The organism is Butyrivibrio sp. XB500-5, from assembly GCF_003625505.1.
Lineage (GTDB): Bacteria > Bacillota > Clostridia > Lachnospirales > Lachnospiraceae > Butyrivibrio.
The window spans coordinates 344,893-370,505 of sequence record NZ_RAIS01000001.1; the positions used below are offsets into that span (position 1 = coordinate 344,893).

The window sequence follows — 25,613 nt, forward strand, 5'->3', positions numbered from 1 at the left end:
TCCAAGAAGCGGGTAAAAATTTAATCAGTATTATCTTGTTTTTAATGATAAGCCATAATCATATCCAAACTTAAAAGCAAAAATAGTAGAATGCGCAAGCAACGCCATAATTCCTATTCCAAACAAAACCCCTGTAATCACTCGTCTTAGGTTTGTGCTTTCATAACTTGTTAAGCGCTGGATAAAACCATCCGCGATAAGCGGTATCATCATGATAAAAGATATAAGTACCGACGGTTTCCAAAACCAGAACAAGATTACACTTGATAAAACGCCGATCAGTTCACCTGTACATCTGGCACATATCGGAAACTGATGTCCTTTATAATAAAAGGATCTGTCGCTTCGACAGTGACAACCGAATATTCTTGGTAACCAACGATACATCCATTCAATCATATTCAGATTCTCATCATCCCATGGTTGCCATACCTATACCGAAGATAGCAACAATAATTACATAAACGATATAAATACCTACGCAAACAAGTGCACCGATTCCGGCTGCCTTAGCAGTCTTGGGCTTTGTATCCTTCCAAACAAGGAAAAGAATAAGACCAACGATAGGAATACAGCATCCAAGAAGTCCCCAAAGGAATCCTCCGTTATCAACTACAGGTGCCTGTCCCTGATACTGAGGCGCGTTGTACTGATTTTCAACGCCGTTAACATTGTTCTCGTTGTTTCCCTCAAAATTGTTTTCACTCATTTTCAATATCTCCTTCCAAAACTATGAATTTTTCCAGCTGTTATACATGTTTTTTTTTAACAGCTCCCTTAATACATGTGTAATTTTAAAGCAAACAGTATAATAATACAATAGCCAATTTAGCAAAATATAAAACAGTTATTTGATAATATGAAAAAATAAACCGTCTTTATTCGCCAATCGCTCTTTTTCCGTCATTTCGCGTGTCTAAAGCATCCATGATAATGTCCACAGTTTCTTTTACGAACCTTTCAGCACGCTCTTTGGTCAAATACTTATATTCTCTGTGAAGATCGCCATGGTTATCACTTCTGTAAAATCCGCATATATATTCACGCCTGTTCTCAAATGCATAGTCCGGAAATTCCTCCATAAAATCATTGGAAAGCTCTTCCTTTGTTGCGTTCTCATAAATATTGAACGCTCTAAAATCGGGGTGCTCTTCAAGATATAAGAAATCAAGATCATACCAGTCCGCTTTATTCTTCCAGATGAAATCAATCAGAGACATGTTTTCCTTGCGTGCATTTTCCTCGTTAACGCCTTCTGCGTGAGTCATATAGGTCCACTCTCTGTCAGTCAAAAGATGTGTGTAGTAGCCAAGGAAAAATGAATACTCACGCTTATTGTATTTCCTTATCTTTTCATCCGTAAAATAGCGATCGGCAAATTCATCTACGCCGACATATGTCCTGTCCTTTGAATCCCCTTTAAAATGAGAAATATTTTTTGACGGTGTAAATACAGACCAGTCCTCATTCGGAACTCCGCTGTCAGGTGCGATGTTTCCGATAACAAACGCGGTCTCATCAAGCTCTTTTAACCTATCCAAAAGAGCGTCCGTGATCCTTAAGTGTACCATCCATGATGCCATATTTTTCCCCTTTCCCTTCTGTCAGTCTCAAATGATTGCGTTTAACATGTATCTTGCATAGCGTTTGGCAAGCTCTGTGTCGTAAGAAGCGTTTTCTCCGGTTTCATATTCACGCATAGCTTCTTTTATCTGATCGTGATATTCCTGGGGGACCGCGTTAAGAGCCCACTCGCCGCCCTCTTTTTTGGAGAGGACGAGATCATCTTTTTTGTATGCCAAAACTCTCGCCAGATTGAGCGTTATGTACATCGTATTGTCCACGATGTCATCCTCGGCTTCCGCGATATCATCCTTGATGGAATCCATGTAGTCGGCGCTCGGAACTTCACCGAAAACCTCATCTATCGGATCGCCGTAAAGGCACTTGCCCCTTTTCTTGATGATGGTAAAATGAGCCGCAAGATCGGAATCTTCTCCGTTCATCTTCTGAATGTAGTCATCCGGATTGTCCTTGTACCATACAAGATGCATCACCGAAAAGTGCAGTTCAAACGGTGTCGGATAAACAAAGGGCTTACACACCTCTCTCTTTACGACACTCATCTCTATGCCTTTTGCCGGTCCGTTTTCATTTAGCTCAACGACCATGTCCACGAAAGCTTTTTTCTCGCTATCAGACATCTCACCGTTTACAACAATGATGAGATCGAGATCGCTCTTCTTGGGATTGTAGCATCCCATAACGGCAGAACCGTGCAGGTATACTCCTACCAGGTTTTCTTTTAAAATGTCTTTTGATCTGTCTACGAATTGAGTTAGTATTGTGTTCATAATATATCATCCTATAACTGTTGCGATCTTCTTTCCCAAGAAAACCCCAAAAAGGCAAAAGAAAACGCTCAGCGCCGTATATACTCCTCCAAGCATATATGCCTTGTTTTCAAAGAGCTTATATGCTTCAAGTGAAAACGTTGAAAATGTTGTAAATCCGCCACATACACCTGTCTTCCAAAAGAGCACTGTATTGGGCGATACGTCAGCTCTTTTATCTGTTAATCCAACGATAAAACCTATAATGATCGCACCCAGAATATTAGTCACCAAAGTAAGTATCGGAAACTGCCCTTTTACCGGTATCAAACTGATTGCATATCTTGCTACTGCTCCAAGTGCGCCTCCAAGCGCAACAAAAACAAAATTCATTTTTCACTTCCTCTTTTGTCTAATATCAAACATGACTTGTTTTATTTATTGAATTTATGGATCACTGATACATGTGTGATCTTATTAGCCTCGTCAGGATACTCCTTATCAAAGTGCATTCCTATTGCTTCTGCGGTCTTATATGAGGCCTCGTTGGTATACTTGCAGTAAGAATACAGCGAAGGATAATCGGTATTCTCAAAAGCCCAATCGCGCACCGCACTTGCCGCTTCCTTAGCATATCCTTTACGTTGGCAATCCTTGCGGATGTGATAGCCAATCTCAGGAAGCATCTTTCCATCAATGTTCTGCAATGTCAGTCCGCAGTCACCGATCATTTCTCCGGTTTCTTTCAAACACACTGCCCACAGCCCAAAGCCATTTTCCTTATAACGATTCATGTTTCGCTCGATCCAATTTCTGACGCGTTCCTCATCAAAAGTATAAGGATAGTGCTGCATAATATCCGGGTCAGCAAGGACAGCATACAATGCATCAAAGTCATCCATATTCATTTCACGTAAGAATAATCTTTCTGTCTCTATGATCATAGTTGTCTCGCTTTTCTTAAGAGCTGATGTATTATGCAACCGAGGTGGATTCCCACTTACACATCATAACATACCTGCAATCAGTGAGGATATAGGATTCTACCCACTGATCACATCTCTTCCGGACATTGTATTCCTAAAAGGCTACAACCCTCAATAATGATCTTCTGTACAGTCTGAACCAGATACAGCCTTGAAACTTTAGTACTCTCATTTTCTTCTTTAAGTATCTTGCACTCCTGATAGAACTTATTAAACGCTGTACTCAATGAAACAAGAAAACGAGCTATAACTGAAGGTTCATAGCGCATAGCTGCACTCTTTACAGCCTTTTCATAACCAGTGAGTGTTTTGATCAGTTCATATGAAACATCGTCTGTAAGCGAAGCATAGCATATGCCGTCAACATCAAGCTTTTTTCCATATTTGCGAAGAATGCTTCCTGCACGAGCATTCGTATATTGAACATAAGGTCCGGTGGTTCCTTCAAAACTAAGTACCGCATCCCATGAAAAATCAATATTCTTGATGCGCTGATTAAATAGATCATGAAAGATAACGGCTCCGATACCAACTTGCTTAGCTACATTATCCTTATCGCTTAAGCCGGGATTTTTTTCCTCTATAAGTTGCTTTGCGCGCTTAACTGCTTCATTCAAAATATCTTCAGCGTAAATGATATTTCCTGTCCTTGTTGATAGCTTCTCACCTTCAAGACTGACAAGTCCATAAGGGATGTGGACAAGATTTCCATACCATTCATTACCCATCAGCTCTATTGCTTTAAAGACCTGCTTAAAATGAAGTGTTTGCTCGAGCCCTGTTACATACAGACATTTTTCAAAATCATATTTTTCTTTTCGATAAAGAACTGCAGCGATATCACGTGAATGGTAAATTGAACTTCCATCTTTCTTGGTTATCATACAGGGCGGCATATCATATTCTGAAAGGTCTATTACGTTGGCGCCCTGGCTTTCAATCAGTAGCCCTTTCTCTTTGAGACTTACAGCAAGAGCCGGGACTTTTTCACGATAAAAGCTCTCACCGGTATATGAGTCAAATTCCATTCCAAGCATTTTATACACACGCTCAAACTCAATCATGCTGATTTCTTTAAACCATTCCCAAATAGCCAGCGCATCCTCATCTCCCTCTTCCATCTTCACAAACCAGCTACGTGCTTCATCCATTAATTCAGGATGCTCCTTGGCCTCATTATTGAATTTAACATAGATATCAAGAAGTTCCTCTATACCCTTTTCTTCAACCGCTTCCTTACTACTCCACTTCTTATAAGCAACGATCAGCTTTCCGAACTGAGTTCCCCAATCTCCCAAGTGATTGATACGAACGATATTGTAACCGAGCTTATCAAATATCTTATATAACGAGTTGCCTATAACTGTTGTCCGAAGGTGTCCTACATGAAAATTCTTTGCAATGTTAGGTGATGAATAATCTATGCAGATTGTTTTCCCGGCACCGGTTTTTTCCACTCCAAAATTGTCCTGCTCTATTGATGTCAAAACAGTCTTTACGTATTTTTCCCGATCAAAAAACAGATTGCAATAAGCACCGTTTGCTTCAAGATGGTCTATCCCAAACTCATTTTTATGTTCTTCCAGTACGTCTTTGATTTCTTCAGCTATAACAGCAGGATTTTTATGCATTATCTTCGCAAACTGAAAACAAGGTATCGCGAGATCCCCCATAGAACTATCAGGTGGTGTCTCAAATAATTCTTGTATTTGAGATTCATTCATACTGCCAATTACATTTGCAACTACTTTACTTACATCATCTTTCATTCGCTTCATTCCCTTTCATATTTTTGGATAAAAAAAGAACCGCAAGTGATTTAGTTTATTTGCTAAATCCATTACGGTTCTGCCTATATTACTTATTAACAGCAACCGCATGGCAACAAGACATACGTTCTTGCAACCATGCGATACATCTGCATTGATCACAAGAACTTATGTCTTCTCTGTCTGCGTCTTAAGCTGTTAAATAATAAATTGTTCATTATCATTTCCTCGCTAAATAATGTACTCAATATACACTTACGGAAATCTGATGTCAACTAAAAAGACGACACAAAAATCCACTTCCGATGCCGCCCTTTTAAAAATTGGATCAATATTTTTTTCTCAACTGATGGTACACTCCGATACCAATAACGTACTGCAGGATCATCAAACGAATGCGAAGAGTTGTGAACTTCAACATACTTGATGAAATAATCACTGCCCTCTTCGCATATTATATTTTTCTCTGCTCTTTTAGTTTTAACCGCAAATAGTGTCGTAATCTTCCTGGCCGCCGAGCTTAAGTATTGCCTGCTCTACATAACCCTGCATTACTGATTCGGAGTCAGCATTCCCCATGGTAATATATGCAAAATTGGGAGTGCCAAGCTGTCCGACAAAAACTGCAGTTCCGTCATCCAGGCTAATAACCAATACTTCTACGTTCTTGCCATCAACAAACATATCTTCAGAAAGATTCAAAGGAGTATCTATGTTATGAACCTCCATAAATACTGTATTTGCAGCATCGATCATGTTCTCCTTGGTAATGTTCTCAGTGTACATTCCGTCAGAACATATACCAACTATCTGTCCATCGGAATCAGTCACCTTTACACGTGATATTCCAACGGGATTTGAAAGTGCAAGATCTTCAAATTTATACCCTTCCGGAAATTCATATTCTGTATGGTTCAATGTGACCTTATTGTTTTCAATCTTTGTGCTTATCTTGCCTGTAGGCGAGCTCTGTGTGCTCGCTGAATAGCCGCAAGCGCATAATAAGATTGCGCACATAGCTGTGGATACTACCATTTTGAATACTTTTTTCATTGTTAATCTCTCCTTTTATTCTTACGAAAATTGAATATGTATAACTCATTACATCTAGTACACATTCAATCGGAGAAAAATGTTGCAGGTAGATTTTACTTTTTTATTATTTCATATCTTTATAGGTTCGCCTTCTTTTCCCTTGGCAGAAACACCACCGATAGTAGTAAAGGTACCGGTTAGAGAATTCCTTTTTGCATAATCAATAAGATGATTCACAATCAGAGTTCCTATTCCCATCTTCTGATATTCAGGCAAAACCATTATTTCCTGGAGATACCAATACATGGCTCCATCCCCGACCATTCTGCCCATACCGATCAGTTCTCCCCGATAAATTACCGAAACATTTATCTGACCATTTTTTAGGGCCTTCGCTGCATGTTCAATCGGAACCTCTGCGAAGCCATTGATAATACGCATTTTTATGAAGTCTTCTGCAGACAGTACATTATCCTTAAGTTCAATTTCATTCAATAATACTTCCATGTACTTTCCTCCTATTTCCCATAAATGGTCCTGGGGACGGGGGAGTGGTCCTTTACATATAGAGTTCCCCCTCAAAGAATCGCTCCTGAAATGATATTTGATCCAAGATTTCTTTTTCCGTAATCTCATATCCATCAGGAACAACGATCCATTTATCTTCATTATCATTTAGCCTGTGATATACCGCAACAACACGCCCGAAATACTCTTCAACGGGCTCATTAATACCCAACAGATAAATATCCTGCTCTGCTCCGTCTCCAGCAAATATCCCTTCAACATACCCATAGTTAACAGGGTACACCATTTGGGGAAATCTAGGATGCGTACTTCCGAGCGGGCGATCCATCTTACAATTGACGAGTTTACCTATTATATCTGAATAATCGGGATCTCTGTGTTCTTTTCGCATTACGGCCTCAATAATAGTCTTCTTAAAATTTTTTCTCATAATATTTTATCATTGTAATCTTTACATCAAATAATTATCAATCATTATTTTGATGATCCTATCATTAAGAACCACCTTTGTAGTCTCAAAAGTAAGTATCAATCTGTATCCGGGAAATATTCCATTAGAAATATAGGAATTAATCTTCTTTACTGCTTGTTCCGAATATTGCGGATCATCCATCCTACCGTCGTGCTCCCAGTAGATTTCTTTTCCTGTCTTTTTACTTAGTATTGTGAAATCGGGATAGACTGTTCCGTATCCCTTGAGTTTGAGCGGACATTCGTACTTATACTCGATGCCCATGTCGTAGAATGTATCAGCAATTAGTTTCTCTGATTTGGACCTGACTCTTTCACCTTTCTTGGTATAAATTTCAGGTGTTCCTTCTCTAAACTCTTTTTCCAAATACGGAATTGATTTCCAATCGGAAACCACTTGATCCCATGTTTTTTCTACAGGATTCACCAAATTTTGTCTTGTGGAAATCATCTTGATATAGATGTTCTCTATCTCATTATCGCTATAATCCGTAATAATTGTTTGGATTTGTTTTAATCTCTTCTCAACAAGTCTTTTTATTTTCTGATCATAGGTTTTTTGAGCAAGTGCTTTAACAAGAGATATATCCTCTTTCTTTAAGTATTTGCCTTGCTTCTTATAGATACCATTATCTTTCATGCAATGCATGTACTGTGCGTGCTTTCCGGATGTAGTAATCCTAAGATTTCCTTCCGGAGTGTTTATAAGCCTTTTATCTACTACTTGCTTTATCTTTCTAAGTCTTTCCGCTTCTTCAGTTAAGTATTTCTGTAAACCTATCATTTCTTTTTTAATTCTCCTATTTGTTTTTTATATGATTATTTTTATTTGATCTGCTACTATCAGAAATATTGCGATAGTGGCAGTTCGTTTTGTAATTAGTCTTCTGCCACTATCTTGTTATTTGTAATAGTGGCAGTTTGTTTTCCACACGTCTTACTGCTACTATCTAGAATTCCGAAAAGGTGGCAGTACAGTTTTCCTATAATGAACTGCTACTTTAAGCAAAACGATGATAGTAGCAGAATCCCCCACAAAATTGCGACTGCTACTTTTTGCAAATCAAAAATAGTGGCAGTATTCACTTTGTAAATTCAACTGCCACTATGCTATGAATGGCGATAGTAGCAGTAAAACTTGTTTAATTACGTTTTTGTTGGAATCTCAGCAGTGACCAGAATGGATATTCCACTGCCTAATTTATGAATTGTAGAATAGTAGCAGTCTGCATAAGAAACAGATTGCAAATATGATAGTGAGCGTCTCAGCGGTTCGCATGGACCGTTGTTTTTTACAAGGAAGTTCCGCTCTCGCACTTCGTGCGAGCCGGAACAACTCGTGTTCTCTAGACTCAGCCTGCGCTGACGCTTGTCTTTGTCAAGAGAACCACGGTTTCAACATGACTTGTCCAGGGGAACTGATCTACGGCAACGGCTCTGGTCATGGCGTAGCCGTTTTCCTGAAGGATCTCGAGGTCGCGAGCAAGGCTGGTGGGCTTGCAGGAGACGTAGATCATGTATGGAACGCCGTAGCCGATGATCTTGGTAAGAGCCTTGGGATTTATGCCGTCCCTGGGCGGATCCAAGATGATCATGTCGGGCTTTTCTTCGATTTCATCAAGCACCTTAAGGACGTCGCCGGCGATGAACTCGCAGTTATCGAGGCCGTTAAGCTTGGCGTTGTCCTTGGCGGCTTCAACGGCTTCTTCGACAATCTCGACTCCGATGATCTTGTTGGCGACAGGCGCAAGGAGCTGCGCGATTGTGCCGGTTCCGGAATACAGGTCGTAGATCACGCCGTCTTCTCTAATCTTCTTTTGATCAAAAAGGCTCCTTATATAGCCGCGGACGGTCTGATACAGAACCTCTGCGCTAAGGCTATTGGTCTGGAAGAACGAGAACGGATTGATCTTGAACCGAAGTCCGAGCAAGTATTCAAAGAAATAGTCCTGTCCGAAGAGAATCTCCGTGCCTTCGTCAATTACGGCGTCGGCAAGAGAATCATTCTTGGTATGAAGAATGCCCACAATCCTACCGTTAAGCGACAATGACAACAACGCATTCTTGAACCCAGTAAGGTCGTGCTCTTCCTGAGTTGTCGTAACGAGATCAACAAGTATCTCGCCTGTCTTTACAGCTCTACGTACGAGAAGATGGCGCAGGTATCCTTGCTGCTTCATCCTGTGGTAAAAAGAGATCTCTTTTTCCTCATACAGAGGAGCAAAATAATCGAGCGTGGCTGAAAGGATAGCCTGATAATCGGTATCGACGATCCTGCATCCGCTAACTGTCACAATGTCATAAAAGCTGCCCTTTTTGTGCATACCAAGAGCAAGGGGTCCTCCCATGACTTCATCGCCAAAGGTAAACTCCATCTTATTTCTGTATGCAAATTTAACGGGGCTTGTCTTGATACCTTCCCATGTAAATTTAGTAGCCTGTCTGTCGATCGCAGGCTTAAGAAGACTTCTGACCTGCTGCTCTTTGAGACCGAGTTCCTTTACATAAGGCATTGTAAGATAACTACAGCCTCCGCATTTACCAAAATGAATGCAGGGGCTTTCGATAGAATCAGGTGCTTCCTCAAGGACTTCAACAAGTCTTCCTTCGGCTTTGTCCTTGCGCACCTTCTGAATCTGGACTGATATCTTCTGATCGGGAAGAACGCCTTTAACGACGACCTTCCCTTCAGAAGTTTCCATTATTCCTTTATTAGGGAATTCCACCCTTTTTACTGTTCCTGTTATTATTTCTTTCTTCTTCACGCTGTCAACTTAACTTTCTCTAATGAAATCTTCGTCTTCAAAGTCGTCCTCGAAGTCGTCGAAATCATCGTCATAAAAATCATCCTCGTATGCCGGTGTCATGTATTGATATACGAGGTAAGCGATTATTGCAACCGCTGAAATGCAACCAAGAATCGCCAAAACCCAGAGGATTATGTTGGAAGGCTTCTTGGCATTTTCTGCATCTCTCTTATCAAGAAGTTCATTTAATCTAGTCATCTGTATTAAGTCGTCAATCTTGTTCTTTACTTCCATAGATAACCCCTTTCTTACTCCACAATTGATATTTACAGTATAGCACATAAGTAACCACTTGTATTTCAAGCAAAAGAACTTACTCTTAATTTTTTCTGAAACTTATAAAAAGAATTTGTATTCACACCTTCTGCAATTTGGCAAAAGCTGCATACATGACCTTCTGTCCGACTTCATCGAACATTACGGTAACCTTGTAGTCTCTTGGTCCTTCCTGAAGGTCCGTTACTGTTCCGATGCCGTATTTAACGTGGCTAACCTTGTCTCCTACTACATAATCGGGCTTTTGAGCCACCTGAGGCATGCCCTTGGATAGTCCCGCAAGGCTTCCTCTTGCATGTGTCTTGGCAACGCCCGCAATATAAGGCTTTTCGGAAGGAACCGCCCTTGGAATCTTCTTCACGGGCTTGGGAGTAGCCTTGAGTTTGTAGGTATTCGATAACTCAGATCTGTTGTAGCTTGAACCTGAACTTGTCCCTTTCTTGATGCTCTTAGCATAAGAAGGCTTGATTCCTGAATATCCAAACGTATCCTCAACGCTCTCGTACTCATCAATGGTCTCGCCGTCGTCAAAAAGGAATGACGGTGAAGTCGAAACATTGGACTCATCCAAAAGATTCCTCGGAATCTCCGTTATGAACCTGCTGAGCCTGTTATACTGAGTCTCCCCGCGCACCATACGACGCCTTGCGGCAGTGAGGGTAAGATTCTTCTTCGCTCTTGTTATCGCAACGTAAGCAAGTCGTCTCTCCTCTTCAACACCCTCGGGGTCCGAATCCTCGTTACCGAGTGTCATATATGAAGGGAAAACTCCCTCCTCCATTCCTGCAATGTAAACATGCTCAAACTCAAGTCCCTTGGCACTGTGTATGGTCATGAGAAGAACCTTTTCATTGTCCTCTCCGATCCTGTCTATATCCGATACAAGCGCAACCTCTTCAAGGAAGCCTGAAAGAGTGGGCTGCTCGATCTCTTCGTTTTCCTCATAAGCAGCGATCTTGGAAATAAGTTCATCCACGTTAGCGGCTCTGTCGTTACTCTCTTCATCGGTATCGTCATCAAGTGATCTAAGATACTCCATATATCCCGTAACATCAAGGACATCCTTGAGGAGCTCTTCAAGAGAATAGCTCTTCATCTTAGTCCTGAACGCCCTGATCATCGTAACGAAATCAGTGAGCTTGGACGCGCTTCTGTTAACCGCAACGATCTGATCTGCCTCGCACATCGCATCGTAAAAGCTTATCTGTCTCTCATCGGCATAGCTCTGAACATGCTCAATTGTAGTAGCTCCGATACCGCGTCTTGGCACGTTGATGATTCTTTTAACCGCAACATCATCAAGACCGTTGTCGATAGTCTTAAGATAAGCCAAAAGATCTTTTATCTCTTTTCTTGAATAGAAATTGGTTCCGCCTACGATATCGTAAGGGATTCCGTTAAGGACAAACTTCTCTTCCAAAAGACGTGACTGCGCATTGGTTCTGTACAAAACAGCCGTCTCGCTGTAACGAAGCTTACCGTTTCTCATAAGCTTTCCGATGTCATCGGCAATAAAAGTAGCCTCGTCATAGGCAGTGTCAAACTGCTTAAGGCGCACGATCTCGCCGTCTTTTTCATCCGTCCAAAGAGCTTTGTCTTTTCTTCCGTAGTTATTTCTTATAACGGCGTTGGCCGCATCAAGAATCTGCTGCGTCGAGCGATAGTTCTGCTCAAGCTTGATGACGGTCGCCTCTTGGTACACCTTTTCAAAATCTAGAATATTCCTGATATTGGCGCCTCTGAATCTGTAGATACTCTGGTCGTCGTCACCTACAACGCAAAGGTTTCTGTACTTATCGGCAAGAAGTCTTATAAGCTCGAACTGCGCATTGTTGGTATCCTGATACTCATCGACCATGATATATCTAAAGCGCTCCTGATAGTTATCAAGCACATCGGGATTGGACTTAAAAAGCTCAACGGTCTTAAAGATAAGATCGTCAAAATCCATCGCGTTGTTCTTTTTAAGCGCTAGCTGATATTCAGTATATGCCTTGGAAATCTTGAGTTTGATAAAATCATTCTGCGTATTTAATGCATACTCTTCGGGAGTTACCAGATTATCCTTACATCTCGAGATGCTTCCCATAATGCTGCGAAGCTTAAGCTGTGTGGTCTCCAGCTGATATTTTTTGCATATATCTTTCATAAGACTCTTGGAGTCGTCGGTATCGTAAATTGTAAAATTGGTGCCGTATCCGAGCCTGTCTGCGTATCTTCTAAGAATCTTTACGCAGCTTGAGTGGAAAGTCGAAACCCAGATACTCTCGGCGCCAAAGCCCACTATCTTGTCTACTCTCTCCCTCATCTCGCCGGCCGCCTTATTGGTGAACGTGATGGCCATGATGTTCCATGGATTAACTCCGCACTCATCAATAAGATAAGCAATCCTGTGCGTAAGAACCCTAGTCTTTCCCGAGCCTGCTCCCGCAAGTATCAGAACCGGTCCTTCCGTCTGCAGTACCGCCTTTTTTTGCTGCGAATTAAGTGTATCGTATATTCCCATTTATATTGTATTTCCTTCGTTATTTCTTCTTATCTTTCGCGGGCTTTTCTTTTTTCTTGTCCTTAGCCGCATTATCCCCGGCGCCCGTGATATTGTCGAGGATCTTCTCTATGAGGAGCTTTTTGACATAAACGTCGTAGGATAAAAGAGTGATAAAAGAAAACATCTGCATCTTCTTTTTCTCTTCATCCGAAAGATTGTCATCCTCAAATGTCGTAAGCGACTTCTCGTACTTCTTCTTAAGATCGTCGATACAAGGCTCAAGCTCCTCTTTTTGAAGCTCATACGCAAGCTCATAGATCTTACTTAAGTTAAGCTCGTCGTCGCTGTGATGGAACCTGTTCTTTAAAGGCTCAAGCAGAGTCTGAATGTCATTTATCGACAGGATATTTTTAAGGTAAAAGATAAAGATGAGGAGTATAAGGTGATCCTTGGAATACTTCTTCCTTACGGGAGGAGGTAAAAGATCGTTCTTGGCATAGTTGTTGATCATCGTCTTCGTAAGGATCTTGTCTTCGCCCGGATGACGAGTTGCCTTCTTGAGCCTCTCATCCATGAACGTCGTAAGCTGATCCATATAAAGATCGATGTTCGGAATGTCCTCGAGCTTTATCGCATCTATCCTTCCAAGTGACGCCATTATGCTGTTTATAAGATCGTCATTGTCAATTGTCATCTCTTTGCCTTTTCTATAAGTTCTCGTGCGTTTGTAAGTGAAGCCTCGGTGATCTCTTCGCCGCCAAGGAGTCTAGCTATTTCTCTCTCCGACTGCTCACCGTCAAGCTTATAAATACTTGTAACGGTTCTTCCGTCAGAAAGACCTTTCTCGATCATGTAATGAGAATCGGCCATCGCCGCGATCTGCGCAAGATGCGTAATGCAAATGATCTGGTGATCACAAGACAGCTCGCCGAGCTTACCTGCGACCATCCACGCCGTCTTGCCGCTGATACCCGCATCAATCTCATCAAAGATAAGCGTGCTGATATCGTCCTTGTCTGCAACAACAGTCTTAAGCGCGAGCATAATTCTTGAAAGCTCACCGCCGCTTGCGATATCATCAAGTGCCCTAAGACTCTCGCCGGGGTTCGTTGATATCATGAATCTCACATCATCACAGCCCCTGCTCGATATCATATTCTCATCATAATCTATCTGAATCTCAAACTTAACATCAAGGAAATTAAGATCTATAAGCGCAGCAATTAGCTTCTTCTCAAGCTCTTTTGCCGACTCTTTTCTTATATCCGAAATCTTCTTGCAAAGCTCTGTAACCTGCTCTTTTCTCTCTTCCAGATTCTTCTTAAGAGCAGCTCTGTGCGCATCAAGGTCGTTTAGCGCATCAAGCTTTTCCGTCTTCTCATCAAGGTATTTAAGAACTGCTTCCAAGCTTCCGCCGTACTTATCCTTAAGGTGATTCAGTATATTAAGCCTGTCCTCGCAGGTCCTAAACTTCTCATCGTCAAACTCAAGTCCCGATATATACGCAGAAAGACTGCGATTAAAATCAGTCAAAAGATTCTCAACATCGGAAATCTGTGACACGACGTCCTCAAGCTCATCGTCATACGAAGAAACTGACGAAAGCTCTCTAACAGCCCTGCTCACAAGATCAGCCGCGCTGTCCTCGGACTCTCCGGAACCCGTCATTGCCAAAGCCATGTTGGCGGCACCCGAAATCTTCTGAGAGTTCACCATCTTGCGATAGCTTCCCTCAAGCTCGTCATCCTCTCCGAGAACGACCTCCGCGTCCGTGATCTCTTTTATCTCATACTCCAAAAGCTCCTGTTCCCTAAGCCTTGAAGCCTCGTCTATATCCGTATTTTCAAGCTCTTCCTCGAGCTTTTTCATATCCGCATACTTTTCTTTTAACTCGGTAAAAAGAGCCTGTGTCTTGTCCGCACAGTAATCGTCGAGAATCTCGAGATGCTTCTTTTTCTTAAGAAGCTCCTGATTGTCGTTCTGTCCGTGAATATTGATAAAGGCATTTGCAATCTCTTTGAGCTGCCTTGCCGTAACCGTCTCTCCGCAAACCTTGGAAATGCTTCTTCCCTGCATTATCTTTCTCTGAATGACGATCGTCTCATCATCTTCCACAGGGATGTCCATCTCTTTTAATACGTTTCTCTGAACATCGCTTTCGATCCCGAATACCAGCTCTACAAGCGCAGACTCTTCTCCGGTCCTTATAAGAGAAGCATCCGCCTTGGCTCCGAGCGCAAGATTAACAGAGCCCAAAACCACTGATTTACCTGCACCGGTCTCACCTGTAAGTATATTAAGCCCCTTCGAAAACTCTATCTCCTGCTCTTTTATTAGAGCCAGATTTTTAACGTGTAAACTATATAGCATATTTCCCCACTTATTCTTGCATCATGTCATGTAAAGTATCCATGACCTTCTGAGCATCTTCATTGGTCTTTATCGCGATCATAATGGTGTCATCGCCTGCGATACATCCAACGATCTCTTTGAACTTGAGCGCATCGATCGCTGTCGCGAGAGCCATCGCCATACCGGACACGGTCTTGATAACAAGAATATTCTGCGCAACATCCATGCTGACAAAGCCTGCCTTGAGGACGCTTACATACTTCTCCTGCATAGCACTCGAATCGGCTGTTGTATAAACGTACTTCTGTCTTCCGTCCTCGGTAACCTGCTTGGTAAGCTTCATCTTTCTTATATCTCTTGAAATGGTCGCCTGAGTAACGTCAAAGCCCGCCTGTCTTAAATACATGGCAAGCTGATCCTGAGTCTCTACAACGTGTGATGCGATGATCTCGATGATCTTATCATGTCTTTTATTCTTCATTTTTCGGATTATCCTTTCCGCCAAAAGAGCTGTCGTCACATACTGAATTTCTTACTTAGAACTTCCAAAAAGCTCACTCTGTTGAGTTTTAATATCTTGGTAGTCTTCTTGGATTTCCTGATATCTATCCTGTCACCGACTTTCATGTCGATGATACCGCCGCCGTCATACGCAGCGACCACCTTGCTGTTCCTATTCTTAAAGCTGTCCGTCAGCTCGATGGATACTTTCGCATCTGCAGGAAGCACCATGCTTCTTGAATTGAGCGTATGCGGACATATGGGTGTGAGCAGGATCATATTCGCTGACGGCTCAACAATCGGACCGCCGGCAGACATGTTATAGCCGGTAGATCCCGTCGGAGTTGAAATAATGATTCCGTCTGCGTGATACTCACACAAAAGAAGATCGTTAATATAAATATTATAGTTAATAGCCTGAATAGTAGATGCTCTGGTTATTACGATATCGTTCAGCGCATAATCCTTCTTACCGTTTATGCTGCCGTGAAGCATCATTCTGTCTTCTGTCTCGTACTCTCCCGACAGAAGCTTTACAAGTGCTTCATCGATACCGCTCTTTTCAACCTCGGCAAGATATCCCATTGTTCCTAAGTTAACACCGATTATGGGAATATCAAGAAAAGCAAGACTCCTAGCGGCTTCAAGCATCGTACCGTCGCCTCCGAGAACTATGCAACAATCGGAATCCTCAGGAATTGAGCTCATAAAATCTCTTCCTATCGTACCTTCCGACGGCTTTCCCGTAGTCTGCGCAATAGTACAGGTTTTGCCGTGACCTTCAAGATATTTAATGATATAACCTGTAATCTCAAGGTTTTTATCCTTAGTTTTATTTGTGACTATACAAAACTTTTCCATGGCTCCCCCACAATAGCTTAATCCAAATTGCCGTGTGCCTTGTCTACAGTTTCTTTAATAAGCTTCTCCATATCGGGCTCATGTGAATAACCGTTTTCGGCTTCTACCGTTTCCCTTAATATCTTTTCGCCATCGGCTTCCGACAGCTGCGAAACCTTCTCGTTGTACTCGGGATTCTTCTCGATATGTACGAGGTACTCGATATTTCCCTCAGGTCCCTTTATCGGAGAAAAATCAAGATGAAGAACTTCAAAGCCCGCGATGTGAACAAAATCAATTATCCTGTGCACAACCTCTTCATGAACCTTGGGATCTCTGACTACACCTTTTTTCCCAACCTTATCCTTGCCCGCTTCAAACTGAGGCTTAATAAGACATACCATCTGTGCGTTGTCCTTAAGAAGTCTCCTTGCGGGGAGAAGTATCTTGGTAAGTGAGATAAAAGAAACATCGCAGGATGCAAAATCCAGATCGTCATCAATATCATCTCTTACCATATATCTGAAATTGGTCTTTTCCAAGCAGACAACTCTGTCATCGCTTCTAAGCTTCCAATCAAGCTGTCCGTGTCCCACATCGACGGAATAGACCTTTGAAGCCTTGTTCTGCAGCATGCAGTCGGTAAAGCCTCCTGTGGAAGCTCCGATATCCATGCACACTTTTCCTTCGAGAGAAATGCCGAAATTGTTTACAGCTTTTTCAAGCTTAAGTCCGCCTCTGCTCACATAAGGAAGCGTATCGCCCCTTACTTCCAAAGATGTTATCTTGGCTTCTTCAAAAGTTGTTCCGGGCTTATCTTCTCTCTGTCCGTTTACAAAAACATCTCCCGCCATTATGAGAGTCTTGGCCTTTTCTCTTGAAGGAGCCAATCCTCTGTTTACAAGTAAGACATCAAGCCTTTCTTTAGCCTTTGCCATAAATTATCTGTGTATCTCCTGCATTATTCTCTCAGCAATGGACTGTGCATCTATTCTGAGCTCCTTGCGGAGTCTGTCTACGCTTCCGTGAGTTACAAACTGATCGGGGATCGCAATATTAAGAACTCCGACATCAAGCCTGTTTTCGTCAACGTAGTCGCGAACCTTCTCTCCGTAGCCGCCGCTCAAGACATTCTCTTCCATTGTTACAAGAAGTCTGTGCGATGCTGAAGCAGTGTGAATATAATCGGTGTCTATCGGCTTTACAAATCTCGCATTTATAAGCGAGCAGTTAAGTCCGTTATTCTTAAGTATCTCTCTGACCTCTTCACCGATCTTGACCATACATCCGACGGCAAGAAGACAGATATCTTTCTCCTCATAGATAGGCTCGCATTTGCCCATCTCGATAGGCGCGCGGAATTCCTTAAGGCCGTCGTACGCATTGCCCCTTGGATATCTCACGGCAGTAGGTCCGTCAAAGTTGACCGCATATTTAAGCATATCCGAAAGCTCCCATTTATTCTTAGGCGCCATTATATGCATGTTTGGCATTGATGATAAAAACGATACATCAAATATTCCCTGATGCGTCTCGCCGTCGCTTCCTACAAGACCTGCTCTGTCGATCGCAAATACGACAGGGAGATTCTGAAGACAAACATCCTCAAGGATCTGGTCATACGCCCTTTGAAGGAATGATGAATAAACGGCAAACACAGGTCTGTATCCGCCTGCAGCCATTCCCGCGGCAAAAGAAACAGCGTGTTCCTCCGCTATTCCCGCATCAATAAATCTATCGGGATAAATATTTCTGAATCTCTTAAGTCCCGTTCCGTCAGCCATCGCAGCCGTGATCGCAACGACCTTGTCATCTCTTGCTCCGAGCTTGCACATAACGGTACTGAAGATATCCTGATAATTGGAAGTTGTTCTCGGGTTCCTGGGAAGTCCGTTCTCTACGATAAAAGGTTCCGTTCCGTGGAATCTTGCGGGATGTCTTTCCGCAGGCTCATAGCCCTTACCCTTCTTGGTCATTACATGTATCATAACGGCCTTTTTGACTTTTCTGGCCTCTTTGATAGTCTTTTCAAGGCTCACCGTATCATGACCGTCAACAGGTCCCAGATATGTGATACCGAGGTTCTCAAATACCATTCCGGGGATAAAGAGCTGTTTAAAAGAGTTCTTGGCTCTTCTGATGCTCTCAACAACCTTGTGGTTATTTCCGACCTGAGCAAAAACATCCTCTTTGAGAGTAAGGTATCCCTGCGCGGTACGAACGTTGTTGAGGTACTTTCTCATACCTCCGACACTCTCCGAGATGGACATCTCATTATCATTTAAGATAATGATGAAATTGGTATCAAGCTTGGAAGCGTTGTTGAGCGCTTCGTAAGCAAGACCGCCCGTAAGAGAACCGTCACCTATAACGGATACAACGGCATAGTCGTCTCCGGCAAGATCTCTGGCCTTTACCATACCAAGTCCCGCTGAGATAGAATTGGAGCTGTGTCCCGTGTCAAAACAGTCAGTGTCTGACTCGCATCTTTTTGGGAAGCCCGAAAGGCCGCCAAACTGACGAAGTGTATCGAATTTATCTTTTCTTCCGGTAAGGATCTTATGTGTATATGCCTGGTGTCCAACGTCCCATATGATCTTATCCTTGGGAAGGTTAAGTGCAAGGTGAAGAGCCATTGTAAGCTCAACGGCACCCAGATTGGACGCAAGATGACCTCCTGTCACAGATATCTTATCTATGAGGAATTCTCTTATCTCCTGCGCAAGAATATGATATTTTGACTGGGGTATCTTCTTTATATCACCCGTATCTTTTATCTGATCTAGTAACATGTCATTTCCTTCTGTATATCAAGTATTGGAAAAGCTTATCCAAAAACGAATCTTTAAATCCAAGCTCTTTTAATATATCCGAAGCTTCATCCGAAAGCTCTTTTACCTTATCTTTAGCAGCTTCCATGCCATAGAGACTGACATATGTCGTCTTCTGATTCTTCTCATCTGAACCGATCGGCTTGCCCAGCTCTTCGAGGTTTCCTACGATATCAAGAATATCATCCTGAATCTGGAATGCAACTCCGACGTTGTTTCCTGCCTTCTCAATGGCCTTAACCTGAGATGCACTCGCACCTCCGAGAATCGCGCCTATCATAAGACTGCTCTCGATTAGAGCTCCCGTCTTGTTGTCATCAATATAGCGAAGGAGCGTAGAGAGCTCGTCCTTGTCCGTGATATCGGTGTTCTCAGCCATGATATCCGCGCACTGTCCGCCTACCATTCCGTAGATTCCGGCCTTGGTTGAAAGAACCTTAAGCGCCGCAAGATATCTGTTCTTAGTCTCACCATCATATTCGGAAAGCTTTGCCCCAAGCGCCGCACCTGAAATCGCGGTCTCATATGCAAGATTAAGAAGTCCGTCACCCGCAAGCGTCGCCATTCCCGCGCCGTATACAGCGTGTGTCGTCTTTCTTCCTCTTCTGTACTCATCGTTGTCCATAGCCGGAAGATCGTCGTGAACCAGTGAATACGTATGGATCATCTCCATAGCCGTCATAAACGGATGAATAACCGCGTCATCAGCGGAATCACCCGCAAAAAGCCTATATGTTTCCAGCATCATCATGGGTCTAAGTCTCTTGCCGCCCGCCATAAGGCTGTAATTCATAGCCTCGATAACGGTCTTTGCATAGCCTTCCTCCTTGGGAAGCCCGGACTTAAGAACACCCTCTATATATTCCACTCTCTGTTTAAGTTCTGCCTCAAAACCTGTATCGCCCATAATTATTCAAAATCCTCCAGACTGCCGTCCTCGGCAATCTTCTGAACTTTTTGTTCCACTTGTTCTATCATATCATGACAGCTCTTTAAAAGCTTCATTCCCTCCTGATACTCTTTAAAAGAATCTTCTAAGGAAATATCATCGCTCTCAAGAGCCTCTATTTTTTCTTCTATCTTGGCAAAAGCTTCTTCAACTGAGAGCTTCTGCTTTTCTTCTTTTTCCTTCTTGGTCGCCATATCTTACTCCCATTTTTCTTTGGACGTATCGTCAACTATGGTACTGATAATACCGTCGCTTACATATACAGACAGTTCGTCGCCTTTCTTGATACCTTTTATGCTGCGGATGTTCTTGCCCTTTTTGTCGGCAACGTAAGAATATCCTCCAAGGAGTCTGTCCAAAGGTGAAAGACCTTTAAGCCTCTCGGTATCTATCATAAATCTGTGTCTTGTAGCCTGTAGCTTGTTCTTCATAAGATTGGAAAGAGCATCCTCGTACTGATCCATTCTAAGGAGCCTGTCCTTTATCTTGCCCATAGGGCTTAAAAGTCTCAGCGACTTGGCATATCCGTCACAAAGGAGCTTAGCCGCATGTAGCTTTCTGTCGATGCATTTATGCAGGGTATAAGAATAATCTTCAAGATCCTGAATAAATCTGTCGTATTCATATACCGCAAGCTCCGCAGCCGCAGAAGGCGTAGGTGCTCTTCTGTCCGCTACATAATCCGCGATCGTTATATCGGTTTCATGTCCAACTGCTGAAATGATCGGAACAGGGCAGTCAAAAATGGCCTGCGCCACTATTTCTTCATTGAAAGCCCATAAATCTTCTATAGAACCTCCGCCACGTCCGACTATGATAACGTCTACGTCAGTACCGGACAAAGTCTGTATTCCTTTGACAATACTCTCGGCAGCCCGGTCACCCTGAACTATGGCAGGATAAAGAATTATCTGAATATGTGGATTTCTGCGGGTCGAAACATTGATTATATCCCGCACGGCCGCGCCCGTGGGAGCGGTAACTATGCCAAGAGTCTTTATATATCGTGGAATCGGCTGCTTATAACCACCGTCAAACATTCCGGATTCCGCCAGCTTTTTCTTTAACTCTTCAAACTTTTCAAAAAGAGCTCCCTCACCGTCAAGCTCTATCTTTCTTGCATAAAGCTGATATTTGCCGTCTCTTTCGTATACATCGACGGTGCCCGATGCCTTGACCTGCTGGCCTTCCTTCATATCAAATCTAAGGCCGCCCTTATCGCGGTCGCCCCTAAACATGACGCAAGAAATAGCACCACCCCGATCCTTTAACGTAAAATAAATGTGTCCGGAAGAGTGGTACTTACAATTACTTACTTCTCCCTTTATCGTTATCGATTTAAGGAGAAAGTCCTGAGTAAACATATTCTTAATATAGGAATTAACCTGTGTGACTGTATACTCACTCCGCAAATTTAGCTAACACTCCGTTTACAAAGGCAGGTGAACCATCTTGTCCGAATTTCTTGGCAAGTTCAACAGCCTCGTTGATGGCAACTCCTGTCGGAACCGTCTCGTCATACTGTATCTCATATACGGCAAGTCTGATGATCGTAAGATCAACCTTGGCCATACGTGCAGTATCCCAACCCTTGGTCTTGTCATTGATAGCCTTGTCGATATCATCAAGTTTCTCGGCTATCTTCTCATATTTATCTCTGATGTAGTCAGCATCCGCGGTTGAAAAATCATTATCTACCGCTGAGGTAAAAAGCTCCTCCTGCTCCGGCATCTCTTCTTTTGAATTGAATTCAACACGAAAGAGCAGCTTGAAAACCTGCTCTCTCAATAAGCTTCTGTTCATCATATTTTCCCTACTTCTGTTTCTTTCGCCTTAGCTGCTATTTATGCCTTAGGCATTGTAATGCCTGCGATCCTGATGTTAACATCAGTAACCTCAAGGCCTGTCATGTTCTCAACGGCTGTCTTAACTCTTGTCTGAGCCTGCTGGCAGGTTGCGGGAATGTTATAGCCGTAAGCCATCATAAGTGCCAGATCAACCTTGACCTCAGCCTGTCCGACAAGTACCTTTGCGCCCTTTGCAAGATTCTTGCGACTTACCTTTTCAAGAACATCGCTTGTATAATTACCGGCCATTGCAGATACTCCGTCGACTTCGAGAGCTGCAAGAGCTGCTATTCTTGCCACTACGTCGTCCGCAATCTTAACCGATCCAACCTCTGCAATTTCTTTTCCCATATTATTCACCTCTGTATGTATAAAATCTTATTCAAGTATATCATAATTCTAAGCTTGATAATACATGATCACAGCCAAAAGATAATGGTCCCGGAATCCTCAAATACCGTGTATGACACCGTATTTTTCTCGCTGTCCATATAATCAAACACTTTACTGTCATCTATAAGCTGCTTTTTAAGCGAATCAAATACCTGCCTATCCGCACACTTGATGGTGACATTGTCACTTCCGTCCTTGTATCTTCTGTCAAAAAGATCTTTCACAAGCGAGATATCATCCGTCTTGAAATACTCATCTTCTCTGACATAGTAATTATCTTCGAGACTGTTACATTCAGGCATGCGTATGATATCGGAAAGTGTATGAGTCTGCATGATATCTTTGGTGGTTACGCAAAGATAGTCATAATTGATCTCAAGCATCTTGCTGTCATTAACAAGGCTGGATCCCGAACCCACCTGATAGGATGAATCACCCCATGTGGTATCTACATAGTAATATTTATCATTGGATTTTACCAGGTTCCAGGCATGCTTGCCGCGCTCATTATTCATGGTACGTACCGTACCTTCAGCAAAAATGCATTCTATGCCAAGCTTTTCAAGAAGATACTGTGTTGCCTTGGCATAACCGTTACATACACTTTTTCCTGTGATAAATACCGAGCAGATATTCTGATTATCCGGAGCTCCCGATACATACTCGGTATGCTCTATTATGTAATCATAAACATACTTGATCGCATAGTAATCATCATCCGATGAGGGGGCATTGGCAAGACATTCATTTACATATTCGTTGATCTTGCTCTTACGGCTCTCAACCTCTGCCTTTTCATAGATATAATCTCCCTGGAAGGTCACTTTTTTGACCTCATTCGCAATTGAATGCTTGGTGAACTTATATCCGTTTACCCAGAAAATCTCCGGATGATCGTTCATTACGTATGAAAAAACAAGTTCAATGGCATCATCGTTAATAACAGATGAAAGAGCTATGTTTTCCGCCTCATTGTTGAGGATCGTAAGCACTTCAACATAAATGGTCTTACCGGCTTCTGTAAGCCTGTCGTAATAATACTTGCCGTCCTGCTCTTTTTTCATCTTGGCGATGTTCTCGTCAGTTAATCCGATGGCAAGCCTGGCTTCCTTCATTTCCTTTTCTTCGGCGCCGGTAAGCTTTTTATATAAAGTCTCTATGCCTGATTCGGTGTACTTCTCGACATGTTCGGACGCCCCCTCCGTGGGAGCAACAACATCGTCTTTTTCCACTACATGATAAGATGCTTCTTCCGTGCTATCACTTGAAGTTACATAGGAATCCACACCTGAAACTCCGACAGAAGCCTCGGTTGAAGTATCGTTGTACTCAGAATCTTTTAACCCAAGCGTCTCCAGATAATTATCAAGCCCCTTTGAAGAACAACCTGACAGCGCTATCAATGTAAGCGTCATTATAAGCGCGATTTTTCTCTTTCCTTTGATCATAACCCTTTACCTTATCTTAGTTCTTTTTAAACTCTGAGAGAATAAGCCCCTTATTTCTCTCCATTGTCATACCCACACTCCACTCGTTAATAAACAAAAGAAGTGGTCTGTCATGCATATCTTTGATCTTCTTCATATCAGAAGTTCCGACAAGTGAAGCCATATCAACGTCTTCGTTATCAACCCATCTGATATATTCGTAAGGAAGATTCTCCAATATAATATCTACATTGTACTCGTTCTGAAGTCTAAACTTCAAGACATCAAACTGCAGTACACCTACAACGCCAACGATGATCTCCTCAAGTCCGGTATTGTACTCCTGGAATATCTGAATGGCACCTTCCTGCGCAATCTGTGTGATACCCTTTACAAACTGCTTACGCTTCATGGTATCTACCTGACGTACTCTCGCAAAGTGTTCGGGCGCGAATGTAGGTATTCCCTCATATACAACATTGTCCTTGGGCATGCAGACGGTATCTCCGATCGCGAAAATACCGGGATCGAATACACCCATTATATCACCTGCGTAAGCCTCACTTAAGATCTTACGCTCATCGGCCATAAGCTGCTGAGGTTGTGAAAGTCTCATAACTTTGCCGCTCTGAACATGCTTAACTTCCTTATCGGCATCATATCTTCCGGAACAGATTCTCATAAACGCAACTCTGTCTCTGTGAGCCTTGTTCATGTTGGCCTGAATCTTGAATACAAATGCCGTGAAATCTCTCTCAAGAGGATCGACCTTCTCACCGTCGGCCGATGTTCTTCCTGTGGGAGGAGTCGCCATTTTAAGGAAATGGTGAAGGAAAAGCTCAACACCAAAGTTCTGAAGAGCAGATCCGAAGAATACAGGTGTAAGTTCACCCGCACGAACCTTATCAAGGTCGTACTCAGCTCCGGCTCCGTCAAGAAGCTCTATTTCGCCCTGAAGCTTTTCATATGCTTCTGCACCGATCTCGCTGTCTATAGCAGCCTTATCGTCGAGGGTTATAAAAGTTTCTTTTCCCTCTTTGGTTCCCTTCTGAGTCTCTGAGAAAGTAACAATATGTCCTTCTCTTCTGTCGTAGATTCCCTTAAAGTTCTTACCTGAACCGATAGGCCAGTTCATAGGGCATGTGGCGATACCAAGGTTATTCTCGATATCATCAAGAAGATCGAATGTATCCATTGCATCTCTATCAAGCTTGTTGATAAAGGTAAATATCGGAATATGGCTCATTGCGCAGACTTTGAAAAGCTTTCTTGTCTGTGCCTCAACGCCCTTACTTGCGTCAATTACCATGACAGCAGAATCCGCAGCCATAAGTGTTCTGTAGGTATCCTCAGAGAAATCCTGGTGACCCGGAGTATCAAGAATATTGATGCAGCAATCCTCATAGTTAAACTGAAGAACCGAAGAAGTAACGGAAATACCACGCTGCTTCTCAATCTCCATCCAGTCGGATACCGCATGTCTTGCCGTAGCCTTACCTTTAACGCTTCCCGCCATATTGATCGCTCCTCCGTAGAGAAGGAACTTCTCGGTAAGTGTTGTCTTACCTGCATCGGGGTGGGAAATGATGGCGAAGGTTCGCCTCTTATTTATCTCGTTTATTGTCTCTTTTGTGTTACTCATTTTATTGTCCTTAACTAAGTATGAGGCCGGTATGCAAAAACACGCCGGCCCCTTTATTTTTAAAATTATTATACAAGGAAGTTCTGCTCTCGCACTTCGTGCTTGCCAGAACTAAGTAGTACACCAGAGTCGAGAAAA

The 25,613-nt window shown here is 42.7% G+C and carries 27 protein-coding genes; all 27 read right to left on the reverse strand.

What is annotated here, in order from left to right; all coding sequences use genetic code 11:
- Window positions 1-30: 30 nt before the first annotated feature.
- Window positions 31-399, reverse strand: a complete 369-nt coding sequence (locus tag D6856_RS15490) for a DUF2085 domain-containing protein (protein ID WP_092243818.1) — start codon at window positions 397-399, stop codon at window positions 31-33.
- A gap of 13 nt (window positions 400-412) precedes the next feature.
- A complete protein-coding gene (locus D6856_RS01530) occupies window positions 413-709 on the reverse strand; it encodes a zinc ribbon domain-containing protein (protein WP_120685449.1) in 297 nt (98 codons plus the stop codon).
- Between the two features lie 169 nt (window positions 710-878).
- The gene (locus tag D6856_RS01535; protein WP_120685450.1) at window positions 879-1,583 is read right to left on the reverse strand and encodes a zinc dependent phospholipase C family protein; all 705 of its coding nucleotides are present in this window, start codon (window positions 1,581-1,583) and stop codon (window positions 879-881) included.
- Between the two features lie 27 nt (window positions 1,584-1,610).
- On the reverse strand, window positions 1,611-2,354 hold the full coding sequence (locus tag D6856_RS01540; RefSeq protein ID WP_120685451.1) for an aminoglycoside adenylyltransferase domain-containing protein: 744 nt from the start codon (window positions 2,352-2,354) through the stop codon (window positions 1,611-1,613).
- A 6-nt stretch (window positions 2,355-2,360) separates the two neighbouring features.
- Window positions 2,361-2,726, reverse strand: coding sequence for a fluoride efflux transporter CrcB (crcB, locus tag D6856_RS01545; RefSeq protein WP_120685452.1), 366 nt, complete (start codon window positions 2,724-2,726; stop codon window positions 2,361-2,363).
- Window positions 2,727-2,767: 41 nt separating this feature from the next.
- Window positions 2,768-3,277, reverse strand: coding sequence for a GNAT family N-acetyltransferase (locus tag D6856_RS01550; protein ID WP_120657484.1), 510 nt, complete (start codon window positions 3,275-3,277; stop codon window positions 2,768-2,770).
- Window positions 3,278-3,387: 110 nt separating this feature from the next.
- The gene (gene argS, locus D6856_RS01555; protein WP_120685453.1) at window positions 3,388-5,088 is read right to left on the reverse strand and encodes an arginine--tRNA ligase; all 1,701 of its coding nucleotides are present in this window, start codon (window positions 5,086-5,088) and stop codon (window positions 3,388-3,390) included.
- 480 nt (window positions 5,089-5,568) lie between these two features.
- Entirely contained in the window at window positions 5,569-6,141 is a 573-nt protein-coding gene (locus D6856_RS01560; RefSeq protein ID WP_120685454.1) for a hypothetical protein, read from the reverse strand.
- A 111-nt stretch (window positions 6,142-6,252) separates the two neighbouring features.
- Window positions 6,253-6,630: a GNAT family N-acetyltransferase gene (locus D6856_RS01565; RefSeq protein ID WP_158588792.1), complete on the reverse strand. Its 378-nt coding sequence runs from the start codon at window positions 6,628-6,630 to the stop codon at window positions 6,253-6,255.
- A 52-nt stretch (window positions 6,631-6,682) separates the two neighbouring features.
- Complete coding sequence (locus D6856_RS01570; protein WP_330541884.1) at window positions 6,683-7,081, reverse strand: hypothetical protein; 399 nt, start codon at window positions 7,079-7,081, stop codon at window positions 6,683-6,685.
- A gap of 21 nt (window positions 7,082-7,102) precedes the next feature.
- Window positions 7,103-7,906, reverse strand: a complete 804-nt coding sequence (locus D6856_RS01575) for a hypothetical protein (RefSeq protein WP_120685456.1) — start codon at window positions 7,904-7,906, stop codon at window positions 7,103-7,105.
- Between the two features lie 568 nt (window positions 7,907-8,474).
- Window positions 8,475-9,887, reverse strand: a complete 1,413-nt coding sequence (rlmD, locus tag D6856_RS01580) for a 23S rRNA (uracil(1939)-C(5))-methyltransferase RlmD (protein WP_120685457.1) — start codon at window positions 9,885-9,887, stop codon at window positions 8,475-8,477.
- Between the two features lie 9 nt (window positions 9,888-9,896).
- Window positions 9,897-10,163 (reverse strand): DUF4366 domain-containing protein, encoded by a 267-nt coding sequence (locus D6856_RS01585; protein WP_092248451.1) that lies wholly within the window; start codon window positions 10,161-10,163, stop codon window positions 9,897-9,899.
- Between the two features lie 121 nt (window positions 10,164-10,284).
- Entirely contained in the window at window positions 10,285-12,711 is a 2,427-nt protein-coding gene (locus D6856_RS01590) for an ATP-dependent helicase (RefSeq protein ID WP_120685458.1), read from the reverse strand.
- A 19-nt stretch (window positions 12,712-12,730) separates the two neighbouring features.
- Entirely contained in the window at window positions 12,731-13,387 is a 657-nt protein-coding gene (locus D6856_RS01595; protein WP_120685459.1) for a DUF1836 domain-containing protein, read from the reverse strand.
- Complete coding sequence (gene recN, locus D6856_RS01600; RefSeq protein WP_120685460.1) at window positions 13,384-15,063, reverse strand: DNA repair protein RecN; 1,680 nt, start codon at window positions 15,061-15,063, stop codon at window positions 13,384-13,386. Before recN ends, D6856_RS01595 begins: the two co-directional genes overlap by 4 nt.
- A 10-nt stretch (window positions 15,064-15,073) precedes the next feature.
- Entirely contained in the window at window positions 15,074-15,526 is a 453-nt protein-coding gene (locus tag D6856_RS01605; protein WP_120685955.1) for an arginine repressor, read from the reverse strand.
- A 35-nt stretch (window positions 15,527-15,561) separates the two neighbouring features.
- A complete protein-coding gene (locus D6856_RS01610) occupies window positions 15,562-16,407 on the reverse strand; it encodes an NAD(+)/NADH kinase (protein ID WP_120685461.1) in 846 nt (281 codons plus the stop codon).
- A 17-nt stretch (window positions 16,408-16,424) separates the two neighbouring features.
- Complete coding sequence (locus D6856_RS01615; protein WP_120685462.1) at window positions 16,425-17,324, reverse strand: TlyA family RNA methyltransferase; 900 nt, start codon at window positions 17,322-17,324, stop codon at window positions 16,425-16,427.
- 3 nt (window positions 17,325-17,327) lie between these two features.
- Window positions 17,328-19,178: a 1-deoxy-D-xylulose-5-phosphate synthase gene (dxs, locus tag D6856_RS01620; RefSeq protein WP_092248431.1), complete on the reverse strand. Its 1,851-nt coding sequence runs from the start codon at window positions 19,176-19,178 to the stop codon at window positions 17,328-17,330.
- 1 nt (window position 19,179) lies between these two features.
- On the reverse strand, window positions 19,180-20,124 hold the full coding sequence (locus D6856_RS01625) for a polyprenyl synthetase family protein (RefSeq protein ID WP_120685463.1): 945 nt from the start codon (window positions 20,122-20,124) through the stop codon (window positions 19,180-19,182).
- Between the two features lie 2 nt (window positions 20,125-20,126).
- Window positions 20,127-20,360 carry an exodeoxyribonuclease VII small subunit gene (xseB, locus tag D6856_RS01630; protein ID WP_092248425.1) on the reverse strand — a complete coding sequence of 78 codons (234 nt, stop codon included), beginning with the start codon at window positions 20,358-20,360 and terminating at the stop codon, window positions 20,127-20,129.
- Window positions 20,361-20,363: 3 nt separating this feature from the next.
- On the reverse strand, window positions 20,364-21,578 hold the full coding sequence (gene xseA, locus D6856_RS01635) for an exodeoxyribonuclease VII large subunit (protein ID WP_120685464.1): 1,215 nt from the start codon (window positions 21,576-21,578) through the stop codon (window positions 20,364-20,366).
- Window positions 21,568-21,969 carry a transcription antitermination factor NusB gene (gene nusB / locus D6856_RS01640; protein WP_092248472.1) on the reverse strand — a complete coding sequence of 134 codons (402 nt, stop codon included), beginning with the start codon at window positions 21,967-21,969 and terminating at the stop codon, window positions 21,568-21,570. Before nusB ends, xseA begins: the two co-directional genes overlap by 11 nt.
- 41 nt (window positions 21,970-22,010) lie before the next feature.
- Window positions 22,011-22,364, reverse strand: coding sequence for an Asp23/Gls24 family envelope stress response protein (locus D6856_RS01645; protein ID WP_092248419.1), 354 nt, complete (start codon window positions 22,362-22,364; stop codon window positions 22,011-22,013).
- A gap of 68 nt (window positions 22,365-22,432) precedes the next feature.
- Window positions 22,433-23,854 carry a transglutaminase domain-containing protein gene (locus D6856_RS01650; RefSeq protein ID WP_120685465.1) on the reverse strand — a complete coding sequence of 474 codons (1,422 nt, stop codon included), beginning with the start codon at window positions 23,852-23,854 and terminating at the stop codon, window positions 22,433-22,435.
- 16 nt (window positions 23,855-23,870) lie between these two features.
- Window positions 23,871-25,475, reverse strand: coding sequence for a peptide chain release factor 3 (locus D6856_RS01655; RefSeq protein ID WP_092248413.1), 1,605 nt, complete (start codon window positions 25,473-25,475; stop codon window positions 23,871-23,873).
- Window positions 25,476-25,613 lie beyond the last annotated feature (138 nt).